Source organism: Candidatus Njordibacter sp. Uisw_002, assembly GCF_047730155.1.
GTDB lineage: Bacteria > Pseudomonadota > Gammaproteobacteria > Pseudomonadales > Balneatricaceae > Njordibacter.
Map to the genome: position 1 here is coordinate 2,344,424 of NZ_CP159832.1, position 25,545 is coordinate 2,369,968.

Consider the following 25,545-nt stretch of genomic DNA (forward strand, 5'->3'; position numbering starts at 1 on the left):
CTGGGTGCTAATAAAAATAATTAAACACCGTAAAACCACCAAGGCCTGAAGTGCCTACACCGATGACTAATTGAAGGTAACCTAAAAAGCGCTCTAAGTGCTTGCCTGGTAGGTTGAAGGGCACGCTAATGGCAACAGATAGCAAGGCCATACCTAGAATAGACCCTATGCCAAACAATACCATATAACCCATACCTGCCAATAAATCTTGCGCAGCGTTTAAGGTTAAAACCACTAACGCAGCAGAGCCTGCCATACCATGCATAATACCCACCATTAACGTGCGTATTGGGAATGGTTTTTTGTGGTTATGTGAATGAGCATTTGCCTCTAGTGTTAGGTCATGCGCATGGTGTTGATGGGCGTGGAGGTGGGTTTTACCATGGTGTTGATGGGCATGAAAATGTATGCCTTTTCGGCTCATACGCCAAAGTACATCTAGACCTAAATACAGCAACATAAACCCAACCGCACACTCCAATAAAGTAGCGATATACTCAGGAATTAACACTCCACTTAATAAGGCAGCTGTGCCTAAAGCAAACAGTGTCAGGGTATGGCCAAGGCCCCAAACAGCACCATGGCGAAGCGCAGCAGATCTACCTTGCTTCTGGGTGACAATGGAAGCCACTGCAGCCACATGATCAGCCTCTAGAGCGTGACGCATACCAATCATGAAGCCTATTAATAGAACACTTATTTCCACTTAGTACCCTTTTTATTTTGCCTTGCCTATTTCTTTTGGTGCAGCTAAATTACGCTGGCTGAGTGTACCATTTAATAGGCTATTTAACCTGTAGGGCCTGCAGTTGATAGAGGCTCTCATTAATATTTTGTTGGTTACAAGCGATGACTACTTCACCTCCTAAGGCGCGCAATTTCACTTGAGTTTGCTGCCCATAAAGGCAGCTCCTAAAGCTTTGGTAAGACTGCTGTTGTGTTTGTTGTGTTTCTAAACATGCAAAAGCGTAAATTTGTGGCAGGCTAAACTGCAACCCTTGGCTAGTGATTACCATGGTAGTTTCTGCCATATCAAGCCTTCGCTTTAGTGTTTTTGGGTTTGATAAATAAACGCTAAACACACACTCCAACACATAATCATAGATAAATTGGGAAGGCAGCAACACCTTACGCCTGCACTAGCCGTTTAGCTGTATATCCTGTTAAGCCACCCAATATGACCCAAAACACAGCATTAGCTATGGCCGTAGCGTACAAAAACTGTGCTTGCAGATCAGTAAGTGTGGCTACAGCTTGTGCATCAGGGTGCAAAAAGCCGTGCACTTGCGGCTGTGGCGCACCCACAAGCCAAGGTGCAGCAATAAATACAATAGCGAAAACTTTAGCGATACCTGGTAAAAAAACCACACTAGCAATAGCTAAGCCGGTGCTCAAAACTGCTAAAACCCACCAAGATTGGCGGCCTTCAAGGGCGGCCGCTTCCATACCGGGTATTTCTGGAGTGAGGCCCAGTGCTGGCACTATAAAAAACATGAGATAACCTGCCAAACCCCACAAAACTCCCCTTTGCCAAGACACATTTAATTGCGCCTTATCTTTAGCCATGAGCATGGCCGATAGTAAAATGATGGCGAAACCAAAAGCTGATAAAACGTTAGAAAGCACGGTAAAGGCAATTCGCTCAAAACCATCGCCTGGAGCCCATGCTTGGGCACTATGTGTGTGGGAGTGGCCATGATCGCTGTGAATGACGGCGGCTATTTCTGGCTGCTCAATTTCAAAGGCTTCAGCAGCATAAATAATAGGGGATACGTGCAAAGTTTGAACTGCACTTAAAACTAAACCTGCGGCCAAGCCAATGCCTAGCGCAGCTAACACCATAGGGCGGAACATAAAATTATCCTAAAAAAAGGTAGTGATTCTTAATGGCAAGGAAATGCAAAAGAATGGCGCGTATCATGAGCAGCGTTATGTGCAACATCCATAGGCGCAAAACCAACACCCATCAATACTACCATGCCTAAAATTGCAGCAGCAGCCATCTGTACACTTGAATTTGCTAAACCGCGGCTAGATACCGCTGTATTGGCCTTTGAAATTACTGAAGATGTAGTCATATATTCCTCCACGTGCTCACCCGCACGATAAAATTAATGTTAGCGGGTTTAACCCCTTAAGTGTAGGCCGGTCTCCGGGCTGACAAGCATGGCTTGTTCACCGTTGCGGGGGCAGCACAGCTCTTTAAAAGGCTGTTTCCCGTGAAAGCTAAATTCGTGTAGCCACCTACGGGGCCTACTTTAAGTTAAAACAGCAGCCAGTTAAAGCTTTAATGCGAGCGTTTTTATTCAACACGCGACTTATCTTGCGTAATGGTGCTTAACACCACACTCAAAAAGGTGTCATAGCGAGTGCATTTTTACGTGATTTTCGTTCTCAACACTCGAAAAAAAACCCATTGCGGTGGTATGATATGAGGCTTAATTGAACATCTTTATAAAGTGAGAACATCATGACTGCGTTTGGCACACAATTTGTTCCGGAAATGGCCTTAGCCACCTTCGATGGCAACCAATGGAGCACGCCAAGTTTGGTGCCAAGCAACAGCATTTCAATACACCCCGGTGCTCATGTATTACATTACTCGAGCACCTGCTTTGAAGGGCTAAAAGCATTTCGTCACCCTGATGGTAGTAGCCATATTTTTCGTATGGATCAAAACATTAAACGGATGGCACAAAGTAGCCGTTTGATCTCTTTGCCTAGCGTAGATGAAGCCATGTTAAAGGCTATGATCTTAGAGCTTGTAGGCCGCTATGCAGATGACATACCAGCAGCTCCAGGCACTTTATACTTACGCCCCACGCATATGGGTACAGAAGCTGCCATTGGCAAGGCTGCAGCACCTTCAAACGAATCTATGCTTTACATTCTTGCATCCCCAGTAGGGGATTATTTTGCAAGTGGCGATACCACCTTACGGGTGCTAATAGATGAAGACGGTATGCGCTGCGCACCCCACATGGGCATGATAAAAGGTGGTAGTAACTATTGCAGCGCAATGCCTGTAGTAAATAAAGCCCGCGCCGAGCACCAAGCTGATCAAGTTTTATTCGCCCCTCAAGGAGATGTGCAAGAAACAGCCGCAGCCAACTTTATTTTAATCGATGGTAATGAAGTGATTACTAAAGCGTTGGATTCTACTTTTTTACACGGCGTCACTAGGGCATCTGTACTAACTTTGGCACAAGAAATGGGCATGAAGATAAGTGAGCGTGATCTTAGTGTAGAGGAGCTACTAGAACGCAGCGCTCACCCGGATGCAGAAGCTGCACTTTCTGGCACAGCGGCGGTGCTAACTCCAGTAGGCACCCTAATACATCACGGTAAAGACCATACTGTGGGTACAGGCAAACCAGGAAAAACTACAGTTAAGCTTCGCAAGGCCTTAAACGACATTCAGTTTGGTTTGGCAAAAGACCGCTTTGGTTGGCTCACTAAAGTTTAAAACTTAAGCTGCCAACATAGCTTGAAACTTTATGAGCTGAGCTTTTTTTCAATACTGGCAGACAAAGCCACCTTGCCTTTGGTGCTGTAATCTTGAATACGGCTTTCTATGTGTGGCAGCTGGTAAAGATAATTGACCATCATGCCTTGGGATTGTTTTAAACCATTGTCAGAGGTGTCCGCTAGCCAATTTAAGCGTTCGATCTGGGCGCCATTGCTTAGATGAAAGTGGGCCACAGGGTCACGGGCATAGCTTGGGTTGCGCTTTTGCTTCTCTTTGCCAAGGTAGTGAATCGCCATTTTTTGCATATGGTCTGGCGATCTCAGGGCGACTCCCTCATCTAACAAAGCTGATTCTTGCTCAACGTCTATGTTGTCTAACCACCGGCAAAACCCTGGAATGGGCGATAGGGTTGCAAACGCAGTCAATTGAGTAAATTCTTGCTGCAACTGCTTAACCACCCGCTTAATAAGAAAGTTGCCAAAACTGATGCCAGAAAGCCCTGCTTGTGCGTTGGAAATTGAATAAAATATAGCTGTGTCTGCTAAACCAATGTCTTCCAAAGGTGCAGTTTCATCTAGTAACTCTTGCACATTGTTGGCCATACCTTTTACTAGAGCCACTTCTACAAAGATCAACGGCTCATCAGGCATATTGGGGTGAAAAAAAGCAAAGCAGCGCCGGTCTGAATCAAGGCGGTTTTTAAGGTCATTCCAGTCTTTAATGGCATGCACCGCTTCATAGGCAATCAGCTTTTCAAGAAGCTCTGCGCTGGAGCGCCAGTTGATCTCTTCCATTTGCAGCAAACCCACATCAAACCATGCACTTAAAAGACGTTTTAAATCAGCTTCTAATGGCGCAAGGTTTGGGTGCTTTTTTGTTAAGCGCAGCAGCTGTGCACGCATATCCACAAGAAACTTAATACCTTGGGGCAGCTCATTAAACTGTGCCAACAGTTTCATTCTTGGAGGCTCTAAAGCAATACGTAGCTGTGCTTCTAAAGCCACCCGTTCACCTGAGTCAGCGGCTAACCAAGATTCTATAACTTGAGTTAGTTGTGCTTCATCTACATTATAATTGTCGGCCATCAAGGACAAAAATCGCACTCTTCCGGCATCATTTAGCCCTAAAAAGTGCCTACCAAGCTCTGCCGCTCGACCCCTTGCAGCCACCTCACCACCATCACTTTTAAGACAGGCATCCATCCACGTTAGCAATACTTTTTCATCAGCAGCATTTAAATGTGGATCAAGGGATAGTTTTTCCAATAAGTGCTGCTGTTTTGGCAGATCCCGCCAAAAAGGCACCCATCTACGTATCGTCTTTTGGAGTAATTGGTGAGCTAGTTGCTGCATATGCATTCCTTTACGTAGCTTTGCCTCAATCCATCTTGTTAGCCTTTGGCTTAGAAGGTGTGGCTGAATTTATGTCGTCACTTTATCACCATCTAGCTTATCAATACTTACTTGACTTGTGGGTCGAGAATCACTTTGACCTTGTTTAGTTTAATGCTTATAAGCACTAAATATGGGTTTAAATAGGCAGGATTTCCAGCGTCCCAAGCACTTGGTGCAAATCATTGAGCATTAAATCAGGAGCCTTAGACAAAGGCTCTGATGGCTGAGAAAAACGGTTAATCCAGGCTACATTAAAGCCAAAATTTACCGCTCCTGCAACGTCCCAAGCATTACTGGAATGAAACAACACTTCATTTTTAGTGACCCCAAAACCATCAAGGGCTAATTGATAAACTCTTGGGTCTGGTTTATATATGCCAAGCTCATCCACAGAAATCACTTGGTCTATTAGGTCGGTTAGCCCTGCATACTCTACCGCTGCATGCAGCATATTAGGTGAGCCGTTAGATAAAATGGCCGTGGCTATGCCCGCCCCACGCAGTTGTTTGAGTGTGTCTTTTACTTCGGTGTAACTTATCAGTTGATTGTAAGCCAGTAATAATTTTTGCTCTAGTGCGGCATCGTTAACTGAATAGGTTTGCAAGGCATAATGCAACGCTTCTTGGGTGACTTGCTCAAAATCAACATAGCGCCCCATCAAACTGCGTAGCCAAGTGTATTCAAGCTGTTTTTGACGCCACAACATAGAAATCGTCTGCGCCTGATCTCCTAACGCATGGGCATGCTGGCCTACGGCTGAATGCACATCAAACAAAGTGCCATAAGCATCGAACACACATAAAGAAACTTCTTTAAACTTAGATTCCATAACACTATGCCTTTATTAACAACCAGATTAATTACACTATTTATAAGCAGATGCGCTCACTAATAGCATACTCTAATTTTTATTTATTGGCTGATACACCGCGCAGCAACTATGGTGAGCCTACTACTAAGCGCATAACGCCACTATGATAACGATTTTTTATATGTAAAAATAATGAGAACGCAAGCCACCTAAACATACAGCCAAATTTTTGGTCGTAAACATATTGATAAAAATAGGCTCTTGAATTGAAAATATTATTAGCAGGCTGCGGCGATATTGCCCAGCGCATACCTCCAAATCTGCCTGAAGAGCACCATTTTTTTGGTTTAAAGCGCAGTCTCACAAAGCTTGCCCATGGGATTACCCCTTTAACGGGTGATATTAGAGATGACGCATATTTAGATACTGTGTTTGAAGAAGGTTTTGATGTGGTGGTTGCCACCCTCACACCAGATAATATGAGTGAAGAAGGCTATCAAAAGGCCTATGTTGATTCTTCTGCGGCGCTAGCTTTGGCTATCTCGCGCGCTGTGTATAAACCTAAGTTGGTTATTTGGGTGTCTAGCACCAGTGTATATGGCCAAAATATGGGGGCATGGGTGGATGAAAACTGTGAAGCCACTTCCACATCGTTTTCTGGCCAAGCACTGCGCAGAGCCGAAGAGACTATATTAGCTGCACCATTAGCTGCATCGTGCACAAGTGTAGTGGTAAGATTTTCAGGGATTTACGGGCCTGGTCGCACCAGAATGTTAGATCAAGTGCTGGCAGGCGTAGGATGCACAAAACAGCCTGAGCAGTGGAGCAACCGAATACATAGTGAAGATTGCGCCGCAGTGATCGCTCACCTCATTCTCTTAAATGAGCAAGACAAAAGCCTATTACCTATCTATGTGGCCACAGATTGCCAGCCAGTCACCCTATATGAAGTGCGCCATTGGTTGGCGGCGCAGCTAAATGTAAGTTTAACAGCGAAACCTACAAGCTCACGCGCTGCCAGGCGCTGCAGCAACCAAAAGCTACTAGACAGTGGGTATAAATTCAAATTTCCCACTTACCGTGAAGGCTATTTGGCGCTAATAGAAGAGCTAAAACCTCCCCAATCTTAAGCCTTTTAGCTTACTCTTTGGCTATATAAGCTTGGGTAAATAGTGCTAAATTTCTCATAAGAGCGCTGATACTGCTCCACCAAGTTTGGCTTGGGGTGTATCACTTTAGACACCTTGGGTTGTAAGCATATGCTGCTAATATGCTCGCCTGTTACGGCACAAATAGCCAACCTTGCAGCGCCCAAAGCTGCGCCATAATCACCCTGCTCAGGCACCAATAAATCTATATTCATTGCCGCAGCGATAATGTCTAACCACTGGGAAGAGCTGCTGCCACCACCCACTACAAAGGCGCTATTAAGTTCAGTGGCAAGCTGCGTGTCCTGTTGCGCATTCACCTTTGTGATCGCACTTAAACAATCTGTTAAGGCAAATGCTACGCCCTCCATGACCGCCTGCACTAAGTCTTCAGAAGAGGTGGCTCGATGCAAACCTACAAAGGCGCCCCGCGCATTAGCGTCATTGTGCGGAGTGCGCTCACCAGATAAATAGGGCAAAAATTGAACATCTGATGCCCGCTCTATTATACTAGGCAGGGTATTAACCATAGTGGTAACGCTAGTATTAGTGACATTAGCCAACCAGCTCAGGCTGTCTGCTGCACAAAGAGTGACCCCCATGGTGTGCCACATATCTGGAAAGGCATGACAAAATGAATGCACTGCACTTTGTGTATTAGGCTGCGCGGTGGTGGTTGGCGCAAACACTACACCTGAGGTGCCCAAGCTAATAAATCCATTACCTGGAGCAATAACGCCCATACCACAAGCCGATGCGGCATTGTCCCCGCCGCCACCTGCCACAATGGCTGATGACATATGCCAACGCTTAGCTAACTCAGGTCTTAATTGCCCAGTGATTGCATTACCTTCAAATAGGGCCGGCATGTGTTGCCTAGATAAATGTGTGGCTGTAAGCAATGTGTCAGACCAATCTCGTTGGGCCACATTTAGCCACAAAGTGCCAGATGCGTCAGATAGGTCGGTGCCATAAGTGCCTGTAAGCCAAAGACGCACATAATCTTTGGGCAAAAGCACTTTATGTATTTTACTAAACACCTCTGGCTCGTTTTGTTCAACCCATCTCAGCTTGGGTGCAGTGAACCCAGGCATCACTAAATTACCTGTGATGCCTTTAAAATCTGCTATTTGAGACAACTGTGTGCACTGCTGTTCGCTGCGGCCATCATTCCAAAGAATACAAGGCCTAAGAGGCTTATCATCTACCCCTATAAGCACTGCGCCATGCATTTGGCCAGAAAGCCCAATGCCACAAACGCTCGCCAGTTGTTTGGGATAGCGCTGATAAAGTTCATCCATGGCTTGGATAATGGCGCTAACCCAATCATCTGGATCTTGCTCACTCCAAGAAATTTCTGGCCTAGTGACCATTAACGGGGCGCTGGCGCTACCTACTAGTTTATGACTTTGATCTAGCAGTAATATTTTTACACCAGATGTGCCAATGTCTATGCCTAAGTACATAGTAGATCCTTTTAAAATAAAGCGTTTTTAAAACGCTTTATTGTATATGAAAGCTAAAAAATCTTGATGGTTAGCAAGGCTTTTACTCCCCAAAATGCTTAGTTTTTGGTACTAAAAATAGACTTTACATGGCATATAAGAGGTTTACAATGTTAAAGAGCCTCGTGAAAGAGCCTATAACCAAACTAATACGGCTAGGCAGTTGCACTGGGCAAAGTGATTTACTCAACCTATGTAAGTAAAGGAATTTTATAATGGCAATTTACGATAAATTAAACCAATCAATGAGTGATAACAACGCAGCGGCTTACATAGCGCTTTTGCATGAAGATTTCGTTGCTGTTTTTCATAAGACAGGTAACCGTTTTTCAAAGACTGAATGGGCCCAAATGGTTACTGGCATGCTTGCCAATGACAAGTTTATTCAGGACTCAAGCCGCTGCGTGTATGAAAATGACGATATTATGGTACAGCACTCGTTTATGTCTTACCCAGACGATACTAAAGAAGCCGTAATGCTTGTTGCCATGCTTAAAGATGGCAAGATAGTCCGTATGGAAACGGGTGCGACCGCTTTAAACTAAGGTCCACTTATGTATAGCTCTAGTGCCTATTTACTCTACTTTTGCACCAGACAGTGACGCTTATTTAAAAGCCACTAGCTAATAGTCACACACACATAATAACCCTATAATGACGCTCTTTTGCATACTGCAGCTGTGAGGCTTATCTAGCTTTAGCCTGGATCACTGCAACAATCAATCTCTGCTCTTCTTTTAGCTAGTCTTAAAATGGCGGGCAGTAGTGGATAAATAGCCGTTATGACTCAAACCTACTACCCTTTATTTTTGTCTTTAATGGCCAACAAGTTTGTCATTACTGTGTGCTTTTTTGTGGGTGTGCTGTTTATTAAATTTTTGGTCATCAGCCTGATCAAACATAAATATGCAGACAATAAACGTTCCAAAATAAATGTCATCAATAACTTAGTCAGCGTAGTGTTGCTGATTGTAGTCTTCAATATTTGGTCTGCAGAAATGCAAAAGTTTGCGTTTTCTATCGCTGCATTTATAGTGGCCATAGTGCTTGCCACTAGAGAATTTATTCAATGCTTTATTGGCTTTATGTACATTATTTCAAGCCGGCCTTATCGCACAGGTGACTGGATACAAGTAGGTGATGCTTGTGGTGAGGTGCACTCTACGGACTGGATGAAACTCACACTTTTAGAGGTGAACATTGATGCCTATGAATACACTGGCATTACTTTGTATTTGCCCAATAGCAAGCTAATTACAGCCCCTATTAAAAATCTAAACTTTTTAAAGCGCTATGCCATGCACCATTTCACTATTACCCGTGATGGCAGTGTGAACCCGTTTATATTTATTGATCGTTTATATGAAAAAGCACACGAGTATTGCGAAGACTTTAAAGACGTGGCCTTTCGTTATAATCAGCTCATTGAAAACAGGCTAGAGATTAATATTGCAGGGCCCCAGCCCCATATTCAAGTGGCTACTTCTGAGCTTGGTGATACGCAAGTATTGGTGACCATTTTTTGCCCAACAGAGCGAGCCATGGCGATAGAGCAAGCATTAACCGCTGACTTTATGTTTATGTGGTTTGAACAAAAAGCTCTGGGGATAGATTTTGTGAATGTGCCTAGTGAGCGCTAAGTAATAGCGCTTTAAATAGGCTAAACCCAATGTTAATATTCCACTAAAGAATATATTACGGATTGATTTATGGCACCAACAGCAAGCGAAGATGTTAAGCAAGCTATTGACGCGCAAAACGCTGCCAAGCTCACAAAGAAAGAGCAGCAACTGCAAAAAGCCATGCAGCAGCAACAAGCAATAATAGCCTTATTTACTATAGGTGAGTTTGAAAAGGCGTTGGCTGGTGCCAAAAAAATGTTGCTTAAATTTCCCTTATCATCGTTATTACACAATATAGCAGGGGCTTCACATGCTGGCCTGTTGCAGTTTGATGCGGCCATTTTAAGCTATAAAAAAGCCTTAAAGATAGAGCCCAATTCCCCACAAACTTATTACAACATGGCCGCTGCACAAAATGACAAGGGCAGCGTAAAGGCAGCACAAGACAGCTATAAAAAAGCCCTAACGCTTAATCCAGACTTTGCAGATGCCACTAAAAACTTAGGCAGCCTTTTGCATGACTGCCAAGAATATACGCAAGCACAAGCCTGTTTTGACAAGCTCACAGACAAATATTCTGTAGCCAAGGCCCTAGAGTGTGCTTATAAGCTAGAGCAGTATGATGACGTTAATGCACGCATAGACACCATTGCTGTGCAAAACCCATCTAACATTAGGGTGGCAGCGTTTAGCGCCTTTGCATCACACCAGCTTAAGCAGCCAGATCGTTTTCCATTTTGTAAAAAGCCAAACGAGCTAGTGGCCTTTGGTAACCTAAAAGACCACATGCCTGATGCTGATGCATATATTGCTGCATTATTAGATGAAATGAACAACAAAACCACCACTTGGGAGCCCAAAAACCATGCCACAAAATCGGGCTTTCATACTGCAGGCAACTTGTTTACCAAGCCTAGTGACGCGCTTAAAATATTAGAAGCTATTGTAGAAAAAGAATTGGCATCATTTTATGAGAAATTTAAACATCTAGAGCATGGCCTTACGCAAAATTGGCCAAAAGAACATCACATCAAATCTTGGTATGTGCGCATGCTAAAAAATGGTCATCAAAGTGCACACATTCATTCTGCTGGGTGTGTCAGTGGTGTGATTTATCTTAAAACTGTAGAAAACCCAGTCGATAATGAGGGTGCCATTGAATTTGGCCTACATGGCTATGGCTACCCTATAATAGACGCCAACTACCCACACCAAACGTATCAGCCAAACCCTGGGGATATCATTCTCTTTCCGTCGTCTTTGTTTCACCAAACAGTGCCGGTGTTAAAAGATGTAGAACGCTGTGTCATTGCGTTTGATTTGCGTAAGTAAGTGCGTTGTCTATAGCTCTACAATAGGTCTAAGAATATATTCGCCACATAAGCGATACAACTAAACATTTATGGTTTACGATGTTTAATATTATTTCAAAATCTTGTAATAGGCGGCTATTTTTGGTTATATATTTGCATAGTTAAGCTGTTCTTTTTTCTAACCATACGCAAAAGCGCATTTAAGGGGCTTTATGATTTATTCAACCACAGATTCTATTCCTGGCAAGGAAATTGAAGAAATAGTAGGTGTTGTTACCGGTAACGTTGTTCAAGCAAAGCACGTAGGGCGTGACCTAATGGCTGGTTTAAAAAGCATTGTGGGCGGCGAAATACGCGGCTATACGGAAATGCTAACTGAAGCTAGGGATACCGCTGTGCAGCGTTTAGTGGCCAATGCCCATGCAAAGGGCGCAGATGCAGTGGTGGGTATTCGTTTTACTACAAGTAGCATTATGACTGGCTCATCTGAAATTATGGTTTTTGGTACAGCGGTTAAATTTAAACCCACAAAGGATTTACAATGACCAATATTCAACCACACAACGAAGTTTCAACGCCTTTATCTGCCAAAGATGATGCCGCAAAAACAAGCGCCCTTATCGCTTACTGCTTGATGGCTGTGGGCTTTTTTACCGGCATTTTTTGGCTTGTGGGTGCTGTTTGGGCTATGGTTAAAAAAGGTGATGCTGCAGGCACTATTTATGAAGACCATTATACAAACATCATCAAAGTATTTTGGTGGGGCCTTGGCCTTAGCATTATTGGCTTTTTCTTAGCATTTATAGTGGTAGGCTATTTCATATTGTTTGCTGTGTGGGTGTGGTCGGTGTTTAAGATTGTTAAAGGGCTGGCTAAAATCACTTCAAACAAAGCATACAGTTCATAGCTGCATAACAATATTTTCAAACATAGGGTGAAACCATGGAAGTAGGCGTATTTAACAGAACACACACAGATGCCAAGATCATTCATCGCTCCACCTACAACGTGGTGATCGGTTTAACCCTTATGTGGGGCTTTGCCATAAATTGGCTTATGGTGGTGAATATACCCGTGGCCTCTATAAGCAGCATTAACCCTATCGTCTTTTTTGTTGGTTATTTGGGCTCCTGTTTTTTGGGCATTTATCTTTTTAAAAAATCTGCCAGCCCTATGGTGAGCTTTATTGGGTATAACTTTGTGGTGGTGCCTTTTGGGCTGATTATTAATTTGGTAGTAAGCCAATATAACCCCGACATAGTAGTGCAGGCTATCCGAGTGACTGGCATGGTCACTTTTGTGATGATGGTTTTGGGCTCTATGTACCCTGCATTTTTTAATAAAATATCGGGCGGCCTTACTATTGCTTTGTTTTGTGTGGTGATTGTTGAGCTGATTGAGATATTTATCTTTAATACTCATCATGGCATTTTGGATTGGATAGTGGCGATTATCTTTTGTGGCTATATTGGCTATGATTGGGCTAGAGCCAACGCCATACCCAAAACTTATGATAACGCCATAGACAGTGCGGCTGCGTTGTATATGGACATTATTAATTTGTTTTTGCGCATTGTGCGAATATTGGGTAGGAGGTAGCGCCCACCCGCCACATACACACCGCAGACACAAACCAAAAGTTGCATCCTTTATACCTGCTGGAGCCATAACGGCTCCTGCAGTTTTGTTAATTCATCCTTATACGCTCATTCAGTCTAAATTTAAAAGCGCTACCTCAGTCGATTAAGTGACAAAACTTTCTTCGCTTTAGTGTTTTTATTCACGGTTTTGAGCACAAATATTTCTTATCATAAATCCCCGGTCCTATTGGTAAAAAACTTCGAGGGTTTCTTTGCTTTTTGCTATTTTTTTGTGATTTTTAACATTGTTTATTCAATTTTCCTACTCTACTGTGCATCCACTTACATTAGATTAGGAAGTTTTCACAAATGAGTTTTACGCAATATCAACAAGCAACTGCTCGTTTACAACGTAGTGAATTAGCAGTGCCAGGCTCTAGCCCCCATATGTTTATTAAAGCATCTGAATCTGCTGCTGATTACATCTTTTTGGATTGTGAAGATGCTGTAGTGCCAGATGACAAACCTCAAGCCCGCAAAAATATCATTGCCGCCCTTAATGATATCGATTGGTCTGGCAAAACCATGTCGGTAAGAATTAATGGGCTGGATACCCATTACGCTTATCGTGATCTTGTGGATATCGTGGAGCAAGCTGGGCACAACTTACACACTATATTAATCCCTAAAGTGGGTACATCTGAAGATGTATACGCTGTAGATATGTTGCTTACTCAAATTGAAAAAGCCTGTGGCATTAAACACAAAATAGGTATTGAGTGCTTAATAGAAACTGCCTTAGGTGGTGCTAATGTAATGTCTATCGCTCAGGCTAGCCCTAGGCTTGAAGCCTTGCATTTTGGCGTAGCTGATTATGCAGCCAGCATGCGGGCACGCACCACTAATATTGGTGGCCTAAACCCGCTATACAACTGCGCAGGCGCCATAGGCGACCAGTGGCACACCGCTTTGGTGCAAATTGCTACAGCATGTCGCGCTTTTGGTTTGCGTGCTATTGATGGCCCCTTTGGCGATTTTAGTGACCCTGAAGGCTATCGTGCTGCCGCTCATCGCGCTGCCGCTTTAGGCTATGAAGGCAAGTGGGCCATACACCCTTCACAAATCGCCCTAGCCAATGAAGCCATGTCTCCTCCTGAAAGTGAAGTAGCTCGTGCTAAAGCCATTTTGGCAGCTTTAAAACAAGCCGCCAAAGAAGGCAAAGGTGCAGCACAGCTAGATGGAAAGATGATTGATATCGCATCAGAAAGAATGGCTCGGTGCATTATTGAACAAGCCGATATTATTGCTGCAAAAGCAATCAGCTAAACAACGTTGTTTAATAGTGGGAGAACAATATGAATATTCATGAGTATCAAGCAAAAGCACTTTTAGCCGAATATGGCGTACCCATTCCTATAGGTAATTTAGCTTATAGCCCAGAGCAAGCCACCTATAGAGCGATAGAAATAGGTGGGGATAGCTGGCTAGTAAAGGCACAAGTTCATTCGGGTGCACGAGGCAAAGCAGGGGGCATTAAATTTTGCTCTAAGTATGACGAAGTAGGTAAAGCTGCTGATGAGCTACTTGGTGCCAAGCTAGTCACCCATCAAACAGGGCCAGAGGGTAAGATCTGCTACCGATTGTATGTAGAAGCCGCCTGTAATATAGAGCGAGAGCTTTATCTTGCGTTTGTGCTTGATCGGGCAAGAGAGTGTATTACGGTCATCGCCTCTGTAGAAGGCGGCATGGACATTGAAACTTTGGCAGAACAAAGGCCTGAATCTATTTTTCGCTTTGAAGTGGAGCCTGCAGTAGGCCTGCAAACGTTTCAAACTAGGGAAATAGCGTTCGCCTTGGGTTTGGATAAAAATCAAATACGCCAAATGTCACAGCTGTTATTAGGTTGCTATCAAGCCATGACAGAATTGGACTCTAGCATGCTAGAAATCAACCCCTTGGCAGTAACCAAAGAAGGCCAACTTCAGGCTTTGGATGCCAAGATGGAGTTTGACGACAATGCGCTATTTCGCCACCCAAGGGTGTCGGAGCTGCGGGATAAGTCTCAAGAAGAAGTGCGCGAAATGAGAGCTTATGATCGTGGTTTAAGCTATGTAGGTTTGGATGGCAATATCGGCTGCATTATCAATGGCGCAGGTTTGGCCATGGCCACCATGGACATGATTAACTATGCCGGTGGTGCACCTGCTAACTTTTTAGATATTGGAGGCGGCGCGTCTCCTGAGCGGGTGGTAAAAGCTTTTCAGCTGGTGCTTTCAGATGAGAGTGTAGAAGCTATTTTAGTGAATATTTTTGCAGGCATTAATCGCTGCGACTGGATCGCTGAAGGTGTGGTTTTGGCCATGCAAAAAATAGATATTAAGGTGCCCTTGATCGTTAGGTTATCAGGCACAAATGTTGAGAAAGGCAGGCAAGTGATATTGGACAGTGGGTTACCTATTATACTGGCAGACTCTCTTTTTGAAGCGGCTGAAAAATCGGTCAATCAGTGCAACAAGCAAACAAAAATTGCTAAGGGAGAGTCATAATGTCTATTCATATTAACGAACATACAAAAATTTTGATTCAGGGCTTCACTGGAAAAATTGGCACCTTCCATGCTCAGGAAATGATTCAATATGGCGCTAATGTTGTAGGCGGTGTCACGCCTGGTAAAGGTGGCTCCATGCATCTTGGCCTACCTGTTTATAATTCCATGAAAGACGCTGTAAAACACACAGGTGCCACTGCAAGTATTATATTTGTACCCCCACCTTTTGCTGCTGACAGCATTATGGAAGCGGCTGATGCGGGTATATCTTTTTGTGTGAACATCACTGATGGCATACCTACTTTGGATATGATTACAGTTAAGCGTTATATGCGCAGATATAAAAAAGATCAGCGTATGGTGCTCACAGGCCCCAACTGTGCAGGCACCATTAGCCCAGGTAAAAGCATGATGGGCATTATGCCAGGGCATATTTACCTACCTGGCAATGTAGGCATCATCGGTCGTTCTGGCACTTTAGGCTATGAGGCCGCCTCACAAATGAAATCACTAGGTATTGGTGTATCCACAAGTGTGGGCATTGGCGGTGACGTGGTTAATGGCAGTTCATTCAAAGATCATTTAGAGTTTTTTGAGCAAGATCCAAACACGCACGCTGTGATTATTATTGGTGAAATAGGTGGGTCTCAAGAGGTGAAGGCCGCATTATGGGCAAAAGATAATATGACCAAACCGCTTGTGGGTTATATTGCAGGCTTAACAGCGCCCAAAGGCAAACGTATGGGGCATGCTGGCGCCATTATTAATACTGTTGGCGAAAGTGCGGTAGAAAAAGTAGCGGCCTTAAAAGCATGTGGTGTCACTGTAGTGCCTCACCCTTCAGCCTTTGGCACAACCATGCAAGAAGTGCTTAATAATATGCCACCACTAACCCCTTAAAGAGGGTTTTATGGTGCTACCTGTTGTCTATGTGTAGGTTTTGGAGCGCTGAACCTGCAATAGCGCAATAGGTAGCATTGGCAATGCACAGTGAGTTTAACGATAGTTCTACTGTAAGGTTCTGCGGTTGCGCAAACATATGGGTTAACTTATTGAAAATTAAATAATAATATTTAAGAAGTGGCGCGCCAGGAGGGAGTCGAACCCCCGACCAACAGGATCGGAACCTGCTACTCTATCCAGCTGAGCTACTGGCGCATATTGCACGACCCTTGAAATAGATAGGGCTACTGCGAAGAAGCCGTATGATACGTGTGTTGCGGTTGCGGTTCAAGGTCTTTGGTGGGGCATTTTTACTTGATCTAAGTCACTTTTTTAGCTATTTGTAGATCAGATGTTAAGGATTAGCTCATGACCCTTTCCCGTTTGGTGATAATGCCGTTATAATAAGGCTCAAATTTTTATAAGGTGTCTGGCATTTTTGCTGGTTCACTTTCTTTTTACTTTTAGTATGAGGCATTCCACGTGATTACATTTAAGCCTGCAGCTTTGTTTGGCGTTTTAGCTGGTATTCTTTTGAGCCTTGGTTCATTCACTGTTATTGCTGATCATGATAGTGAAGCAAGTATTGGAACGCGCATTAGCGCGGTAGGTAGAAGCTGTGTAGAAGGGCAAAGCTGTAAAGCCCCTGTAGCTGTGGTAGTGGCTGCACCTGCTGGCCCGCTTACTGGTAAAGAAATTTATGCCAGTGGCTGTGCTGCTTGCCATGACAGTGGTGCTGCTGGTGCTCCAAAGCTTGGTGATGTTGCCGCTTGGACTCCACGCCTTGATAAAGGCCTAGAAAAATTATTTTCTAATGCTTTTTATGGTTACAAAGGCATGCCTGCTAAGGGTATGTGCAAAAAATGTGACAAGGACGAAATCAGCAGCGCTGTTACATACCTAGTTGATAACTCTAAGTAATTAGCTAGATGTATAAAAGCCCGGCCTTTGCCGGGTTTTTTGTGCATTAATAAAAATAAGGCTTACTATGTCTGAATATATTAAAGGTATTTTACTCACGGCCACTGGCGTATTGGTTCTAAGCTTTGATGGCTTGCTAATCCTGTTAATTTCGGCCGATTCTTTTACCCTATTATTTTGGCGTGGTTTATTGTTGAGCGTAAGTGTTGTGGTTTTACTTATGCTACAAAAGTCCACACAACCTTTCATGCCTATGGATGCAGCATCGCTTAGGTCTTCTTTTTTCATGACCGTGAGCACTATCGCATTTGTCATGTCGATCAATTTAAGCAGTGTAGCCAATGTATTGGTTATTATTAGCTCACAACCTCTTTTTGCCGCCATACTTGGGTGGCTATTTTTGAGAGAAATGCCCAAACCCGTCACTTGGGCCGCTATTGTATTGTCCATGTTGGGCATCGCCTGGGTCTTGCTTGGGTCTTGGTCTGAGCCTAATTTTTTAGGCGACATGCTAGCTTTACTATGCTGCGTGTCTTTGGCTGCAAAGTTTGTGAATGACCGCGCTGTTAGCCACAGAGATATGACGCCCACATTAATATTAGCCGGCTTAGCTGTGGCCTTAGTCAGCTTGTTTATGGGCAACCCTATGGCACTGTCTGGCGATAGCTGGTGGTATATGGTGTTGTTGTGTTTGTTTGTGAGCCCAATCGCTTTTTGCTTGATCACTATAGGCCCTATGCGTATTCCTGCAGCAGAGGTAGGCATGCTGATGCTATTAGAGACCGCTGTTGGGCCAGTTTGGGTATGGTTGGTGTTAAATGACATCCCAAGTGCTACCGCAGTGCAAGGTGGTTCTTTAGTAGTAGGCACTTTGTTGTTGCATAGCCTTTATCAATGGCGTAGCGGGCAAAAAAGGACGTCTTAAAAGTCTGCAAACATGCCTTTAAGGCCAGCTAGTGTGGCTTGGCCTTGGGCTTCGTTTTTCTTAGGATCATCATCACCACGACCTTGCCACTCTAAGTCTTCTTCTGGCAGCTCTTCTAAAAACCGGCTCGGTGAGCATTCTATAAGCTCACCATATTGTTTGCGCTTACGAGCTAGAGTGATGGCTAAAGTGCGCTTGGCTCTGGTGATGCCTACATATGCTAGACGACGCTCTTCTTCCACGTTGCCCTCTTCTACGGCGTTTCTGTGTGGTAATAGCTCTTCTTCCATGCCCATTAAAAACACATGGGGAAACTCTAGCCCTTTAGCAGAGTGCAAGGTCATCATTTGCACTCTGTCAGTTTCGTCTTCTTCTTCTTGGCGCTCTAGCAAGTCCATTAATACCAACCGTGCTACTGCATCACCCATGTCGGCATTGTCATTTTTTTCTACTGCTTTTTCTAGAGACGTCTGCAAGGAAGAAATAAGCGTTTCAACGTTGGCCATGCGTTTTTCTGCCATAGGTGGGCCACTGCTGGTTTGTAATAGCCAATCTTGGTATTCCATGTCTCGCACCATTTGGCGCACACTGGCTATGGGGTCTTCTTGTTGCGATTTTTGCGAAAGATGCTCTATCCAACTACCAAACTCTTTAACTCTAGCTAGTGCAGCGCCAGTGATAAACTGCTCTAGGCCAATCTCTTGGCAAGAGCGAATAAGGCTTTCACCACGTTGGTTGGCATAGTTCACCAATTTTTCTAAAGTTGCCGCACCAATTTCTCGCCTTGGCGTGTTCACAATTCGCAAGAAGGCGTTGTCATCTGCCGGATTTAGCAAAATCTTCAAGTAGGCCATTATGTCTTTCACCTCTGTACGAGAGAAAAACGATTGCCCCCCACTTATTTTGTAAGGCACTTTATAAGACTGTAGCTTTAGCTCCATCAACCTTGATTGGTGGTTACTACGATAGAGTATGGCAAAATCTCTAAATTCGGCCTCATTTTGTAATTGAAATTGTAAAATCTCTGTAGCAATACGCTCGGCTTCGGCGTCTTCATTGCGACAACTGATCACTCTTATAGGGTCGCCAAAGGCCTTATCGCTCCACAAAGCCTTACTAAACTCATGAGGATTATTAGCAATCAGTTGGTTGGCTACTTTTAATATACGGCCAGTAGAGCGATAGTTTTGCTCTAGTTTTACCACTTTTAAAGAGGGGAAATCTGCCTGTAGCTCTGCCAAGTTTTCTGGCCTAGCGCCACGCCATGCATAAATAGATTGGTCATCATCGCCTACCACAGTAAAGTTGCTGCGATGGCCCACTAACTGCTTCACTAATAAATATTGTGAGCTATTGGTGTCTTGATATTCATCTACCAGCAAGTAGCGCACTTTGTTTTGCCACTTTTCTAAAATGTCTGCCCGTGCTTTAAATAGCTCCACTGGCTGTAAAATCAAGTCATCAAAATCTACACCATTGTAAAGCTTGAGGGTTTTTTGATAAGACTCATATACCCGCGCAGCCAACGCTTGCTCTGGGCCATTAGCTCCTGCCATGGCACGAGAGGGGCTAATGAGGTCATTTTTCCAATTAGAGATAAGGTGCTGAATAGGTTCACATGAGTCTTCTGCAGCTTCAAACTCTTTGTGGGTAAGGTCTTTTAATAGGGCCAATACATCTTGTGAATCAAAAATAGAAAATCCAGGTTTATATCCCAGTGCCTCTACTTCTTTACGGATGATATTAAGCCCTAAGTTGTGAAAGGTAGACACTGTAAGGCCACGAGCTTCCTTACCTGTCATCAAGTTACCCACCCGCTCTTTCATTTCTCTAGCAGATTTATTGGTAAAGGTGAGGGCAATAATTTGATGCCCTTTAAGGCCACACTCTCCGATTAAGTAAGCAATTTTTTGGGTGATTACACTGGTTTTGCCAGACCCAGCGCCTGCCAATACCAATACTGGCCCGGTGATGGCTTCTAGGGCTTCTTGCTGGCGTGGATTAAGGCGGCTCACAGTATGCTAACTCGGTATCAATGTATCTAAAATTAGCTGCGCATTATAGGCGTTTTCTCGCTCACATGCCTGTTATATTTATTGGCTCTCCATGGTCAATACATCAAGGCGTCTATAACTTAACGCCTCTAGCAGGTGATGTTTGTCGATTGCTTCTTGCGCGTCTAAGTCTGCAATGGTGCGCGCTACTCTTAGCACTTTGTGCACTCCACGAGGTGAGAGTTTTAAGCCAGTAATGGCGCTAGCTAGCACCTTTTGTTGTGTTGGCTTAAGAGCAGCGTGGGTGGCTAGTTGTGCCGCAGGCAGCAAGCCATTAAGTGTGCCACTGCGGTCTAGCTGGCGTTGTTGTGCCACTAAGATCCATTTGGCCGCTTCTTTGGTAGTCATGCCTTCTTGAGGAGCCATAAGCGCAGCAGCGCAAGGGCGTTGCACGGCTACTTGCAGATCTAAGCGATCTAACAGTGGCCCAGACAAACGCTGTAAATAGTTAGCCACTCTAGTGGATGTGCAGCGGCAGGTGTTGTGCTCGTCTCCATAGTAGCCACATGGGCAAGGGTTTGTGGCGGCTATAAGCAGAAATTGCGCAGGCAATATGCTTTGATAGGCTGCCCGTGAAAGATGTATTTCTCCGCTTTCAAGCGGTTGTCTTAGGCTATCAAGCACGTGTCGTGGAAATTCAGCTAATTCGTCTAGAAATAATACCCCATGGTGTGCCTGGCTAATTTCACCCGCCCTTGGCACTCGTCCACCTCCCACTAGCGACACCGCTGAAGCGCTATGATGCGGTGCTCGCCAAGGGGCTTGTCGCCAGGTATTTGGGTTAAATAAACCTAAGCTTGAGTTAATAGCCCCAAGTGATAATGCTTGAGCTTGCGAAAGGGGGGCTAAAAGCCCATGTAAGCGCTGAGCTAACATAGTTTTACCCGTTCCAGGTGGACCACACATCAGTAAGTTATGGTGGCCTGCAGCGGCGATAATTAAAGCCCGCTTAGCTTGTTCTTGCCCGCGCACATCTGATAGTTCGGCACTTGGGGAGTGATACTCAGTGTATTGTGATGGCGTTGGGCTGATTTGTTTTTCTGGGTGATGTAGCCACTGGCTCAGTTCATTTAAGTGCCTAGGGCAAAGCACGCGGCTGTCTTTAGGCAACGTTGATTCTGCTGCATTATCTGGTGCCACTACCATTATTCTATGGCTACCTTGACAACCTACCGATGCGCTCAAAATAGCGGGGCAGCACCTAAGCTCTGAGCTTAATGCAAGCTCAGCCACAAACTCATAACCTTTTACTTCATCTACCGGCAGCTGGCCACTAGCAGCTAAGAGCCCAACCGCGATGGCTAGATCAAAACGACCACCTTCTTTGGGTAAATCTGCTGGGGCAAGATTAATAGTGATGCGCTTGGTGGGAAACTCAAACCCTGCATTAATAATGGCACTGCGTACACGGTCCTTACTTTCTCTAACTGCAGTTTCTGGCAGGCCTACTATGGTTAGTGCTGGCAATCCGCCACTAAGATGGGTTTCAACACTCACTAAAGGAGCTTCTACACCCACATAAGCGCGGCTATAGGTAAGAGCATACGACATGGCCTGTCCTTGGCTAAATTGAATACTTGTTAAGTCTAGCAGTTGATGTGAATACTGCACTATCAGTTGTAAACACGCCCTAATTCGGTGCGCTATGCTCAAGCACTGCGCTAGTTTGGGCCTGCTTTACTTTAATTATGGATTAATTCTATTAAATACCCAATATTAGCGCTTTTTTGGTGTTTTTTTGGTGTTTTTTTGGTCAATAAAGTTGGCACAATCCCTGCAACATTCTATGCTAGGCGATGTGCCATTTATAACTTATTAGTGCAAAGGAGCTCCAAATGAAATTGGTTAGCGCAATTATTAAACCGTTTAAATTAGATGATGTTCGTGAGGCTCTTTCAGATATGGGCGTACAAGGTGTTACGGTCACTGAAGTGAAGGGGTTTGGTCGTCAAAAAGGTCATACTGAACTTTATCGTGGCGCAGAATATGTGGTTGATTTTTTACCCAAGGTTAAAATTGAAGCTGCCGTTGACGATAATCTGGTAGATCAGGTAATTGAAGTGATCAGTAACACTGCTAACACTGGAAAGATCGGTGACGGCAAGATTTTTGTAGTCAACTTAGAACAAGCTATCCGTATCCGTACCGGTGAAACAGGTTCAGAAGCTCTTTAATATGATCAAATCAGCATTAAATATCATTTAATACGAACTTAACGTTACGTTATTCTCGTTTTTTCACTATTTCTAGGATTAAACACCTCTTAGGGTTTAATGGCGGCGAATTATCTTGTATATTGTGTCAGCTTTCTTATTTATCAAAAGATGATTAATTTGAACGCTGAATAAAGAAAGCAGATAATAATAAGGTGGTATCAGCCACAATATACTAAGAGTAGATGAGATAACATGAAACATGCTGGTTTTCGAACGGAGTTTATACTTGGGTTAATCGCTTGTATGGCGATTTTGGCCAACGCATTGTATATGGAATTTGCAATGGGCTTAGACCCTTGCATGCTTTGTATGGGCCAGCGTTTTGTTTATCTAGCCATGGCCTTTGTGTTCATGCTGGCTGCTTTGCATAATCCTTATTTTGGTGGCCACAAGCGTTATGGGTTTGTGCTATTCATACTTAGCTTAGCGGGTATAGGTTTGGCTGTACGCCAGCTATATTTACAAAGCTTACCTGCAGACCTTGTGCCTGCTTGTGGCCCTAGCTTTAGCTATATGGTTGATGCATTCCCATTTATGGATGTATTCGTGGCCATGATTAAAGGTTCGGGATCTTGTGCTGAAGTGCTGTGGAGCTTCTTAGGCTTGTCTATTGCAGGTTGGAGCTTGATATTGTTTATTTTGTTGGCAATTTATTGCCTTCGTTTGACCATGGTCTCTACCAAAATAATATTGGTTTAAACCCACCAGGCTAGGCCCTGTAACACTAGGGCCGCCATTACTCCTGCAATAACATCATCTAACATAATGCCAAACCCACCGGATATTTTTTTGTCAATCCAGTTAATGGGCCATGGCTTAACGATATCAAAAAAACGAAACAATACAAATCCCACCAAAATCCATACCCAGCCTGCTGGTGCCGCAATCATAGTGATCCAAAAGCCTACAAACTCATCCCAAACGATACCACCATGGTCGTGCACACCTAAATCTTTTGCCGTTTTACCACACAAATAAACACCCACCACGCTAGTCACTAAAATCATTAGCATATAATGGTCAAAGCTAAGCTTTGATAAAGGCCAATAAAGCAATACCGCAGCAATAGTGCCAAAAGTGCCAGGCGCCTTTGGTGCTGCACCACTGCCGAAACCAAAAGCGAGCATATGTACCGGATTTAACCAGTTAGGTTTTACAATAGTGGTTTTCATATCGTACCCTTAAAAGTGTTGATAGCCTTGAGGGGCTGTATATAGGCTGCCATTGGAGTTCCAAATTCTGCAGCCTAGCGTGTCAGTAATACGGCCTATTACTGTAAGAGGCAGATTTTGAGCCGCTGCGTAGGCTTGTGCTTCATTGACAAGCTCAGCAGGCAAAGTGAAACATAGCTCAAAATCTTCTCCACCGTTAAGTGCATAATCTTGAGCTTGGTTAAGCGGCACATGAGCACGCAGTGCGCCAGACAAAGGCAGATCTGCTAAATTGAGATCAGCTCCACAGCCACTGGCTTTAAGGATGTGCCCCAAGTCTTGTACTAGACCATCAGAAACATCCAAACATGCAGTTGCTTTGCCTCTTAACCAGTGACCAAGGTCTATGCGTGGTGTGGGATTGTAAAAGCGCTGACTCAATAGATCTGAGGCATCACGCTGTTGCTGCATAATAGTCAGCCCACCTGCGGAGTCTCCTAAACTGCCAGAAACCATAATAACATTGCCTATTTTTGCACCACTTCGTGTAATGGCTTGCCCAACCGGCACCCAACCCATAGCATGAATACTAATAGCCAGAGGCCCACAAGTTGTGTCTCCACCGGCTAAGCTAATCTTACAGGCTCCTGCTTTAGCAGCTAGCCCTTGGCTAAAACTATCCATCCAAGGTGCATCTGCGCTGGGCATAGTGAGGCATAGGTTAAACCATGCAGGAGTGGCTCCCATTGCAGCCAAATCACTCACACTAGCAGCCAAACAACGCTGGGCTATTTGGCTGGCAGACATATCAGCAAAGAAATGTACACCAGACACAAAGGTGTCACTGCTGACGCAAAGTTGATGGTTGGGAGGGAGTTGGAGCAAGGCGCAATCGTCACCAGGGCCAAGAGCCATGGCGGGCCCAGGCCGAAGCTCTGGGCGGTCAAAGTAGCGTTTGATTAAATCAAATTCGCCTATAATGGTCACAAGGTCTGCCTAGCTAGCGCTAGCTTTTTGTTTAGCTGTAATTTCTACTAAACGGTGATCTAGTGCGATTTTATCTAAAATACTGTTCACGTATTTGTGGCCATCGGTAGCGCCAAATACTTTACCCAGCTCAATACATTCGTTGATTACAACACGATAGGGCACTGATACAGAATCACTTAATTCATAGGCCCCCATGCGTAATACATTAAGCTCAATTGGGTCTAAATCTGACAACTTACGATCCAAATACTGTTCAATCATCACATCAAGGCTTTCTGTTTGTGCGGCAACACCACGCAAAAGTTGGCCAAACATACGCTTATCTGCATTTTTAAAATCTTGATCTACTAAAAATTCAGCTTGCACATCTACAGCGCTAGCGCCACTCATGTGCATTTGATACAAGGCCTGCAGCGCTAATTCTCTAGCTGCACGGCGACGGTCTGGGCGACCTTTATTTGCGTTCATTTATGCCTCTAACTGACGTAACAAACTAACCATTTCTAGTGCAGACATAGCGGCTTCTGCGCCTTTATTACCTGCTTTGGTACCTGCACGTTCAATCGCTTGTTCTATAGAATTTACGGTTAGTACGCCATTTGCTACAGGAATACCATGGTCTAAGCCAACCTTGCTGATTCCAGAAGAGGCTTCACCAGAGACGTATTCAAAGTGTGGCGTACCTCCACGGATGACAGCACCAAGGGTAATAATGGCATCGTCTTTGCCTTGCTGGGCAATTTTTTGTGCTACTAACGGAATTTCAAAGGCACCAGGTACTCGTATAACACGAATATTATTCGCGTCCACTCCGTGGCGCTTTAGTGTATCCAACGCGCCATCAACAAGGCTTTCTACTACAAATGAGTTAAAACGACCTACAACTAAGGTGTAGTGGCCATTGGCATCGTCAAAACGTCCTTCAATATGAGTTACAGACATATATTTTTCCTCCA

General features: G+C 44.2%; 28 protein-coding genes, 1 tRNA gene and 1 riboswitch. Of the genes, 15 read left to right on the forward strand and 14 right to left on the reverse strand.

Going from position 1 to position 25,545, the window contains the following annotated elements; genetic code table 11:
• Positions 1–7: 7 nt before the first annotated feature.
• The 4 genes from ABXT42_RS11255 to ABXT42_RS11270 all read right to left on the reverse strand — a co-directional run bounded on the left by ABXT42_RS11255 (position 8) and on the right by ABXT42_RS11270 (position 2,078).
• Positions 8–706, reverse strand: coding sequence for a HoxN/HupN/NixA family nickel/cobalt transporter (locus ABXT42_RS11255; protein WP_443628237.1), 699 nt, complete (start codon positions 704–706; stop codon positions 8–10).
• Between the two features lie 79 nt (positions 707–785).
• Positions 786–1,031 (reverse strand): hypothetical protein, encoded by a 246-nt coding sequence (locus tag ABXT42_RS11260; protein ID WP_443628238.1) that lies wholly within the window; start codon positions 1,029–1,031, stop codon positions 786–788.
• Positions 1,032–1,128: 97 nt separating this feature from the next.
• Positions 1,129–1,854: a CbtA family protein gene (locus ABXT42_RS11265; RefSeq protein WP_443628239.1), complete on the reverse strand. Its 726-nt coding sequence runs from the start codon at positions 1,852–1,854 to the stop codon at positions 1,129–1,131.
• A gap of 29 nt (positions 1,855–1,883) precedes the next feature.
• Positions 1,884–2,078 carry a CbtB domain-containing protein gene (locus tag ABXT42_RS11270; protein ID WP_443628240.1) on the reverse strand — a complete coding sequence of 65 codons (195 nt, stop codon included), beginning with the start codon at positions 2,076–2,078 and terminating at the stop codon, positions 1,884–1,886.
• A gap of 48 nt (positions 2,079–2,126) precedes the next feature.
• Positions 2,127–2,263, reverse strand: a riboswitch (cobalamin riboswitch).
• Positions 2,264–2,470: 207 nt separating this feature from the next.
• Here ABXT42_RS11270 and ABXT42_RS11275 point away from each other — a divergent pair.
• Positions 2,471–3,466, forward strand: coding sequence for a branched-chain amino acid aminotransferase (locus tag ABXT42_RS11275; RefSeq protein ID WP_443628241.1), 996 nt, complete (start codon positions 2,471–2,473; stop codon positions 3,464–3,466).
• 29 nt (positions 3,467–3,495) lie between these two features.
• Here the strand turns inward: ABXT42_RS11275 and ABXT42_RS11280 are convergent, their stop codons facing one another.
• Both ABXT42_RS11280 and ABXT42_RS11285 read right to left on the reverse strand, forming a co-directional pair.
• Positions 3,496–4,821, reverse strand: coding sequence for a malonyl-CoA decarboxylase (locus ABXT42_RS11280; protein ID WP_443628242.1), 1,326 nt, complete (start codon positions 4,819–4,821; stop codon positions 3,496–3,498).
• A 178-nt stretch (positions 4,822–4,999) separates the two neighbouring features.
• On the reverse strand, positions 5,000–5,692 hold the full coding sequence (locus tag ABXT42_RS11285) for a haloacid dehalogenase type II (protein WP_443628243.1): 693 nt from the start codon (positions 5,690–5,692) through the stop codon (positions 5,000–5,002).
• A 248-nt stretch (positions 5,693–5,940) separates the two neighbouring features.
• On the opposite strand from ABXT42_RS11285, the gene ABXT42_RS11290 reads away from it, so the two are divergent.
• Complete coding sequence (locus tag ABXT42_RS11290; RefSeq protein ID WP_443628244.1) at positions 5,941–6,804, forward strand: NAD-dependent epimerase/dehydratase family protein; 864 nt, start codon at positions 5,941–5,943, stop codon at positions 6,802–6,804.
• A 5-nt stretch (positions 6,805–6,809) separates the two neighbouring features.
• Here ABXT42_RS11290 and xylB read toward each other — a convergent pair whose 3' ends face one another.
• Positions 6,810–8,288, reverse strand: coding sequence for a xylulokinase (gene xylB / locus ABXT42_RS11295; protein WP_443628245.1), 1,479 nt, complete (start codon positions 8,286–8,288; stop codon positions 6,810–6,812).
• 254 nt (positions 8,289–8,542) lie between these two features.
• Between xylB and ABXT42_RS11300 the strand changes: the two genes are divergently transcribed.
• The 9 genes from ABXT42_RS11300 (at position 8,543) to sucD (ending at position 16,290) form a co-directional block, all read left to right on the forward strand.
• A complete protein-coding gene (locus ABXT42_RS11300; protein WP_443628246.1) occupies positions 8,543–8,872 on the forward strand; it encodes a nuclear transport factor 2 family protein in 330 nt (109 codons plus the stop codon).
• Positions 8,873–9,109: 237 nt separating this feature from the next.
• Positions 9,110–9,967, forward strand: a complete 858-nt coding sequence (locus tag ABXT42_RS11305) for a mechanosensitive ion channel family protein (protein ID WP_443628247.1) — start codon at positions 9,110–9,112, stop codon at positions 9,965–9,967.
• A gap of 69 nt (positions 9,968–10,036) precedes the next feature.
• Positions 10,037–11,281 (forward strand): putative 2OG-Fe(II) oxygenase, encoded by a 1,245-nt coding sequence (locus tag ABXT42_RS11310; RefSeq protein ID WP_443628248.1) that lies wholly within the window; start codon positions 10,037–10,039, stop codon positions 11,279–11,281.
• A gap of 193 nt (positions 11,282–11,474) precedes the next feature.
• Entirely contained in the window at positions 11,475–11,807 is a 333-nt protein-coding gene (locus ABXT42_RS11315; protein WP_443628249.1) for a heavy metal-binding domain-containing protein, read from the forward strand.
• Positions 11,804–12,169, forward strand: a complete 366-nt coding sequence (locus tag ABXT42_RS11320) for a DUF4870 family protein (protein ID WP_443628250.1) — start codon at positions 11,804–11,806, stop codon at positions 12,167–12,169. The genes ABXT42_RS11315 and ABXT42_RS11320 overlap by 4 nt, the downstream gene beginning before the upstream one ends.
• A 35-nt stretch (positions 12,170–12,204) precedes the next feature.
• On the forward strand, positions 12,205–12,861 hold the full coding sequence (locus tag ABXT42_RS11325; RefSeq protein WP_443628251.1) for a Bax inhibitor-1 family protein: 657 nt from the start codon (positions 12,205–12,207) through the stop codon (positions 12,859–12,861).
• Between the two features lie 350 nt (positions 12,862–13,211).
• A complete protein-coding gene (locus ABXT42_RS11330; RefSeq protein WP_443628252.1) occupies positions 13,212–14,168 on the forward strand; it encodes an HpcH/HpaI aldolase/citrate lyase family protein in 957 nt (318 codons plus the stop codon).
• A gap of 29 nt (positions 14,169–14,197) precedes the next feature.
• Positions 14,198–15,388 carry a malate--CoA ligase subunit beta gene (locus ABXT42_RS11335; protein WP_443628253.1) on the forward strand — a complete coding sequence of 397 codons (1,191 nt, stop codon included), beginning with the start codon at positions 14,198–14,200 and terminating at the stop codon, positions 15,386–15,388.
• Positions 15,388–16,290, forward strand: coding sequence for a succinate--CoA ligase subunit alpha (gene sucD, locus ABXT42_RS11340; protein WP_443628254.1), 903 nt, complete (start codon positions 15,388–15,390; stop codon positions 16,288–16,290). The genes ABXT42_RS11335 and sucD overlap by 1 nt, the downstream gene beginning before the upstream one ends.
• Before the next feature lie 181 nt (positions 16,291–16,471).
• On the opposite strand, the gene ABXT42_RS11345 is transcribed toward sucD, so the two are convergent.
• Positions 16,472–16,548 (reverse strand) — tRNA-Arg (locus tag ABXT42_RS11345).
• Positions 16,549–16,815: 267 nt separating this feature from the next.
• On the opposite strand from ABXT42_RS11345, the gene ABXT42_RS11350 reads away from it, so the two are divergent.
• Together ABXT42_RS11350 and ABXT42_RS11355 are read left to right on the forward strand one after the other, a co-directional pair.
• Positions 16,816–17,253 (forward strand): c-type cytochrome, encoded by a 438-nt coding sequence (locus ABXT42_RS11350; RefSeq protein ID WP_443628255.1) that lies wholly within the window; start codon positions 16,816–16,818, stop codon positions 17,251–17,253.
• Positions 17,254–17,320: 67 nt separating this feature from the next.
• Positions 17,321–18,178, forward strand: coding sequence for a DMT family transporter (locus ABXT42_RS11355; protein WP_443628256.1), 858 nt, complete (start codon positions 17,321–17,323; stop codon positions 18,176–18,178).
• Here ABXT42_RS11355 and rep read toward each other — a convergent pair.
• Together rep and ABXT42_RS11365 are read right to left on the reverse strand one after the other, a co-directional pair.
• On the reverse strand, positions 18,175–20,193 hold the full coding sequence (gene rep, locus ABXT42_RS11360; RefSeq protein WP_443628257.1) for a DNA helicase Rep: 2,019 nt from the start codon (positions 20,191–20,193) through the stop codon (positions 18,175–18,177). The genes ABXT42_RS11355 and rep overlap by 4 nt on opposite strands.
• Positions 20,194–20,271: 78 nt before the next feature.
• The gene (locus ABXT42_RS11365) at positions 20,272–21,783 is read right to left on the reverse strand and encodes a YifB family Mg chelatase-like AAA ATPase (protein WP_443628258.1); all 1,512 of its coding nucleotides are present in this window, start codon (positions 21,781–21,783) and stop codon (positions 20,272–20,274) included.
• Positions 21,784–22,067: 284 nt separating this feature from the next.
• On the opposite strand from ABXT42_RS11365, the gene glnK reads away from it, so the two are divergent.
• Both glnK and ABXT42_RS11375 read left to right on the forward strand, forming a co-directional pair.
• The gene (glnK, locus tag ABXT42_RS11370; RefSeq protein WP_443628259.1) at positions 22,068–22,406 is read left to right on the forward strand and encodes a P-II family nitrogen regulator; all 339 of its coding nucleotides are present in this window, start codon (positions 22,068–22,070) and stop codon (positions 22,404–22,406) included.
• A gap of 234 nt (positions 22,407–22,640) precedes the next feature.
• Positions 22,641–23,147, forward strand: a complete 507-nt coding sequence (locus ABXT42_RS11375; RefSeq protein WP_443628260.1) for a disulfide bond formation protein B — start codon at positions 22,641–22,643, stop codon at positions 23,145–23,147.
• Here the strand turns inward: ABXT42_RS11375 and ABXT42_RS11380 are convergent.
• From ABXT42_RS11380 to ribH, 4 genes are read right to left on the reverse strand one after another with little or no spacing between them, the layout of a single operon-like run.
• Entirely contained in the window at positions 23,144–23,620 is a 477-nt protein-coding gene (locus ABXT42_RS11380) for a phosphatidylglycerophosphatase A family protein (protein WP_443628261.1), read from the reverse strand. The two genes, ABXT42_RS11375 and ABXT42_RS11380, sit on opposite strands and share 4 nt — an antisense overlap.
• A 9-nt stretch (positions 23,621–23,629) precedes the next feature.
• Entirely contained in the window at positions 23,630–24,586 is a 957-nt protein-coding gene (thiL, locus tag ABXT42_RS11385) for a thiamine-phosphate kinase (protein WP_443628262.1), read from the reverse strand.
• Positions 24,587–24,595: 9 nt separating this feature from the next.
• A complete protein-coding gene (gene nusB / locus ABXT42_RS11390) occupies positions 24,596–25,057 on the reverse strand; it encodes a transcription antitermination factor NusB (protein ID WP_443628263.1) in 462 nt (153 codons plus the stop codon).
• On the reverse strand, positions 25,058–25,531 hold the full coding sequence (ribH, locus tag ABXT42_RS11395; RefSeq protein ID WP_443628264.1) for a 6,7-dimethyl-8-ribityllumazine synthase: 474 nt from the start codon (positions 25,529–25,531) through the stop codon (positions 25,058–25,060).
• Between the last annotated feature and the right edge of the window lie 14 nt (positions 25,532–25,545).

Bases quoted from the DNA above. Each gene is read 5' to 3' on its own strand.
- ABXT42_RS11305 (WP_443628247.1), top strand. From the start codon at position 9,110: ATGACTCAAACCTACTACCCTTTATTTTTGTCTTTAATGGCCAACAAG.
- ABXT42_RS11355 (WP_443628256.1), top strand. From the start codon at position 17,321: ATGTCTGAATATATTAAAGGTATTTTACTCACGGCCACTGGCGTATTG.
- ABXT42_RS11270 (WP_443628240.1), bottom strand. From the start codon at position 2,078: ATGACTACATCTTCAGTAATTTCAAAGGCCAATACAGCGGTATCTAGC.
- ABXT42_RS11320 (WP_443628250.1), top strand. From the start codon at position 11,804: ATGACCAATATTCAACCACACAACGAAGTTTCAACGCCTTTATCTGCC.
- ABXT42_RS11280 (WP_443628242.1), bottom strand. From the start codon at position 4,821: ATGCAGCAACTAGCTCACCAATTACTCCAAAAGACGATACGTAGATGG.
- ABXT42_RS11325 (WP_443628251.1), top strand. From the start codon at position 12,205: ATGGAAGTAGGCGTATTTAACAGAACACACACAGATGCCAAGATCATT.
- ABXT42_RS11310 (WP_443628248.1), top strand. From the start codon at position 10,037: ATGGCACCAACAGCAAGCGAAGATGTTAAGCAAGCTATTGACGCGCAA.
- ABXT42_RS11315 (WP_443628249.1), top strand. From the start codon at position 11,475: ATGATTTATTCAACCACAGATTCTATTCCTGGCAAGGAAATTGAAGAA.
- ABXT42_RS11300 (WP_443628246.1), top strand. From the start codon at position 8,543: ATGGCAATTTACGATAAATTAAACCAATCAATGAGTGATAACAACGCA.
- glnK (WP_443628259.1), top strand. From the start codon at position 22,068: ATGAAATTGGTTAGCGCAATTATTAAACCGTTTAAATTAGATGATGTT.
- ABXT42_RS11275 (WP_443628241.1), top strand. From the start codon at position 2,471: ATGACTGCGTTTGGCACACAATTTGTTCCGGAAATGGCCTTAGCCACC.
- xylB (WP_443628245.1), bottom strand. From the start codon at position 8,288: ATGTACTTAGGCATAGACATTGGCACATCTGGTGTAAAAATATTACTG.
- ABXT42_RS11265 (WP_443628239.1), bottom strand. From the start codon at position 1,854: ATGTTCCGCCCTATGGTGTTAGCTGCGCTAGGCATTGGCTTGGCCGCA.
- ABXT42_RS11285 (WP_443628243.1), bottom strand. From the start codon at position 5,692: ATGGAATCTAAGTTTAAAGAAGTTTCTTTATGTGTGTTCGATGCTTAT.
- ABXT42_RS11375 (WP_443628260.1), top strand. From the start codon at position 22,641: ATGAAACATGCTGGTTTTCGAACGGAGTTTATACTTGGGTTAATCGCT.
- ABXT42_RS11380 (WP_443628261.1), bottom strand. From the start codon at position 23,620: ATGAAAACCACTATTGTAAAACCTAACTGGTTAAATCCGGTACATATG.
- nusB (WP_443628263.1), bottom strand. From the start codon at position 25,057: ATGAACGCAAATAAAGGTCGCCCAGACCGTCGCCGTGCAGCTAGAGAA.
- ribH (WP_443628264.1), bottom strand. From the start codon at position 25,531: ATGTCTGTAACTCATATTGAAGGACGTTTTGACGATGCCAATGGCCAC.
- sucD (WP_443628254.1), top strand. From the start codon at position 15,388: ATGTCTATTCATATTAACGAACATACAAAAATTTTGATTCAGGGCTTC.
- ABXT42_RS11365 (WP_443628258.1), bottom strand. From the start codon at position 21,783: ATGTCGTATGCTCTTACCTATAGCCGCGCTTATGTGGGTGTAGAAGCT.
- ABXT42_RS11335 (WP_443628253.1), top strand. From the start codon at position 14,198: ATGAATATTCATGAGTATCAAGCAAAAGCACTTTTAGCCGAATATGGC.
- ABXT42_RS11330 (WP_443628252.1), top strand. From the start codon at position 13,212: ATGAGTTTTACGCAATATCAACAAGCAACTGCTCGTTTACAACGTAGT.
- ABXT42_RS11260 (WP_443628238.1), bottom strand. From the start codon at position 1,031: ATGGCAGAAACTACCATGGTAATCACTAGCCAAGGGTTGCAGTTTAGC.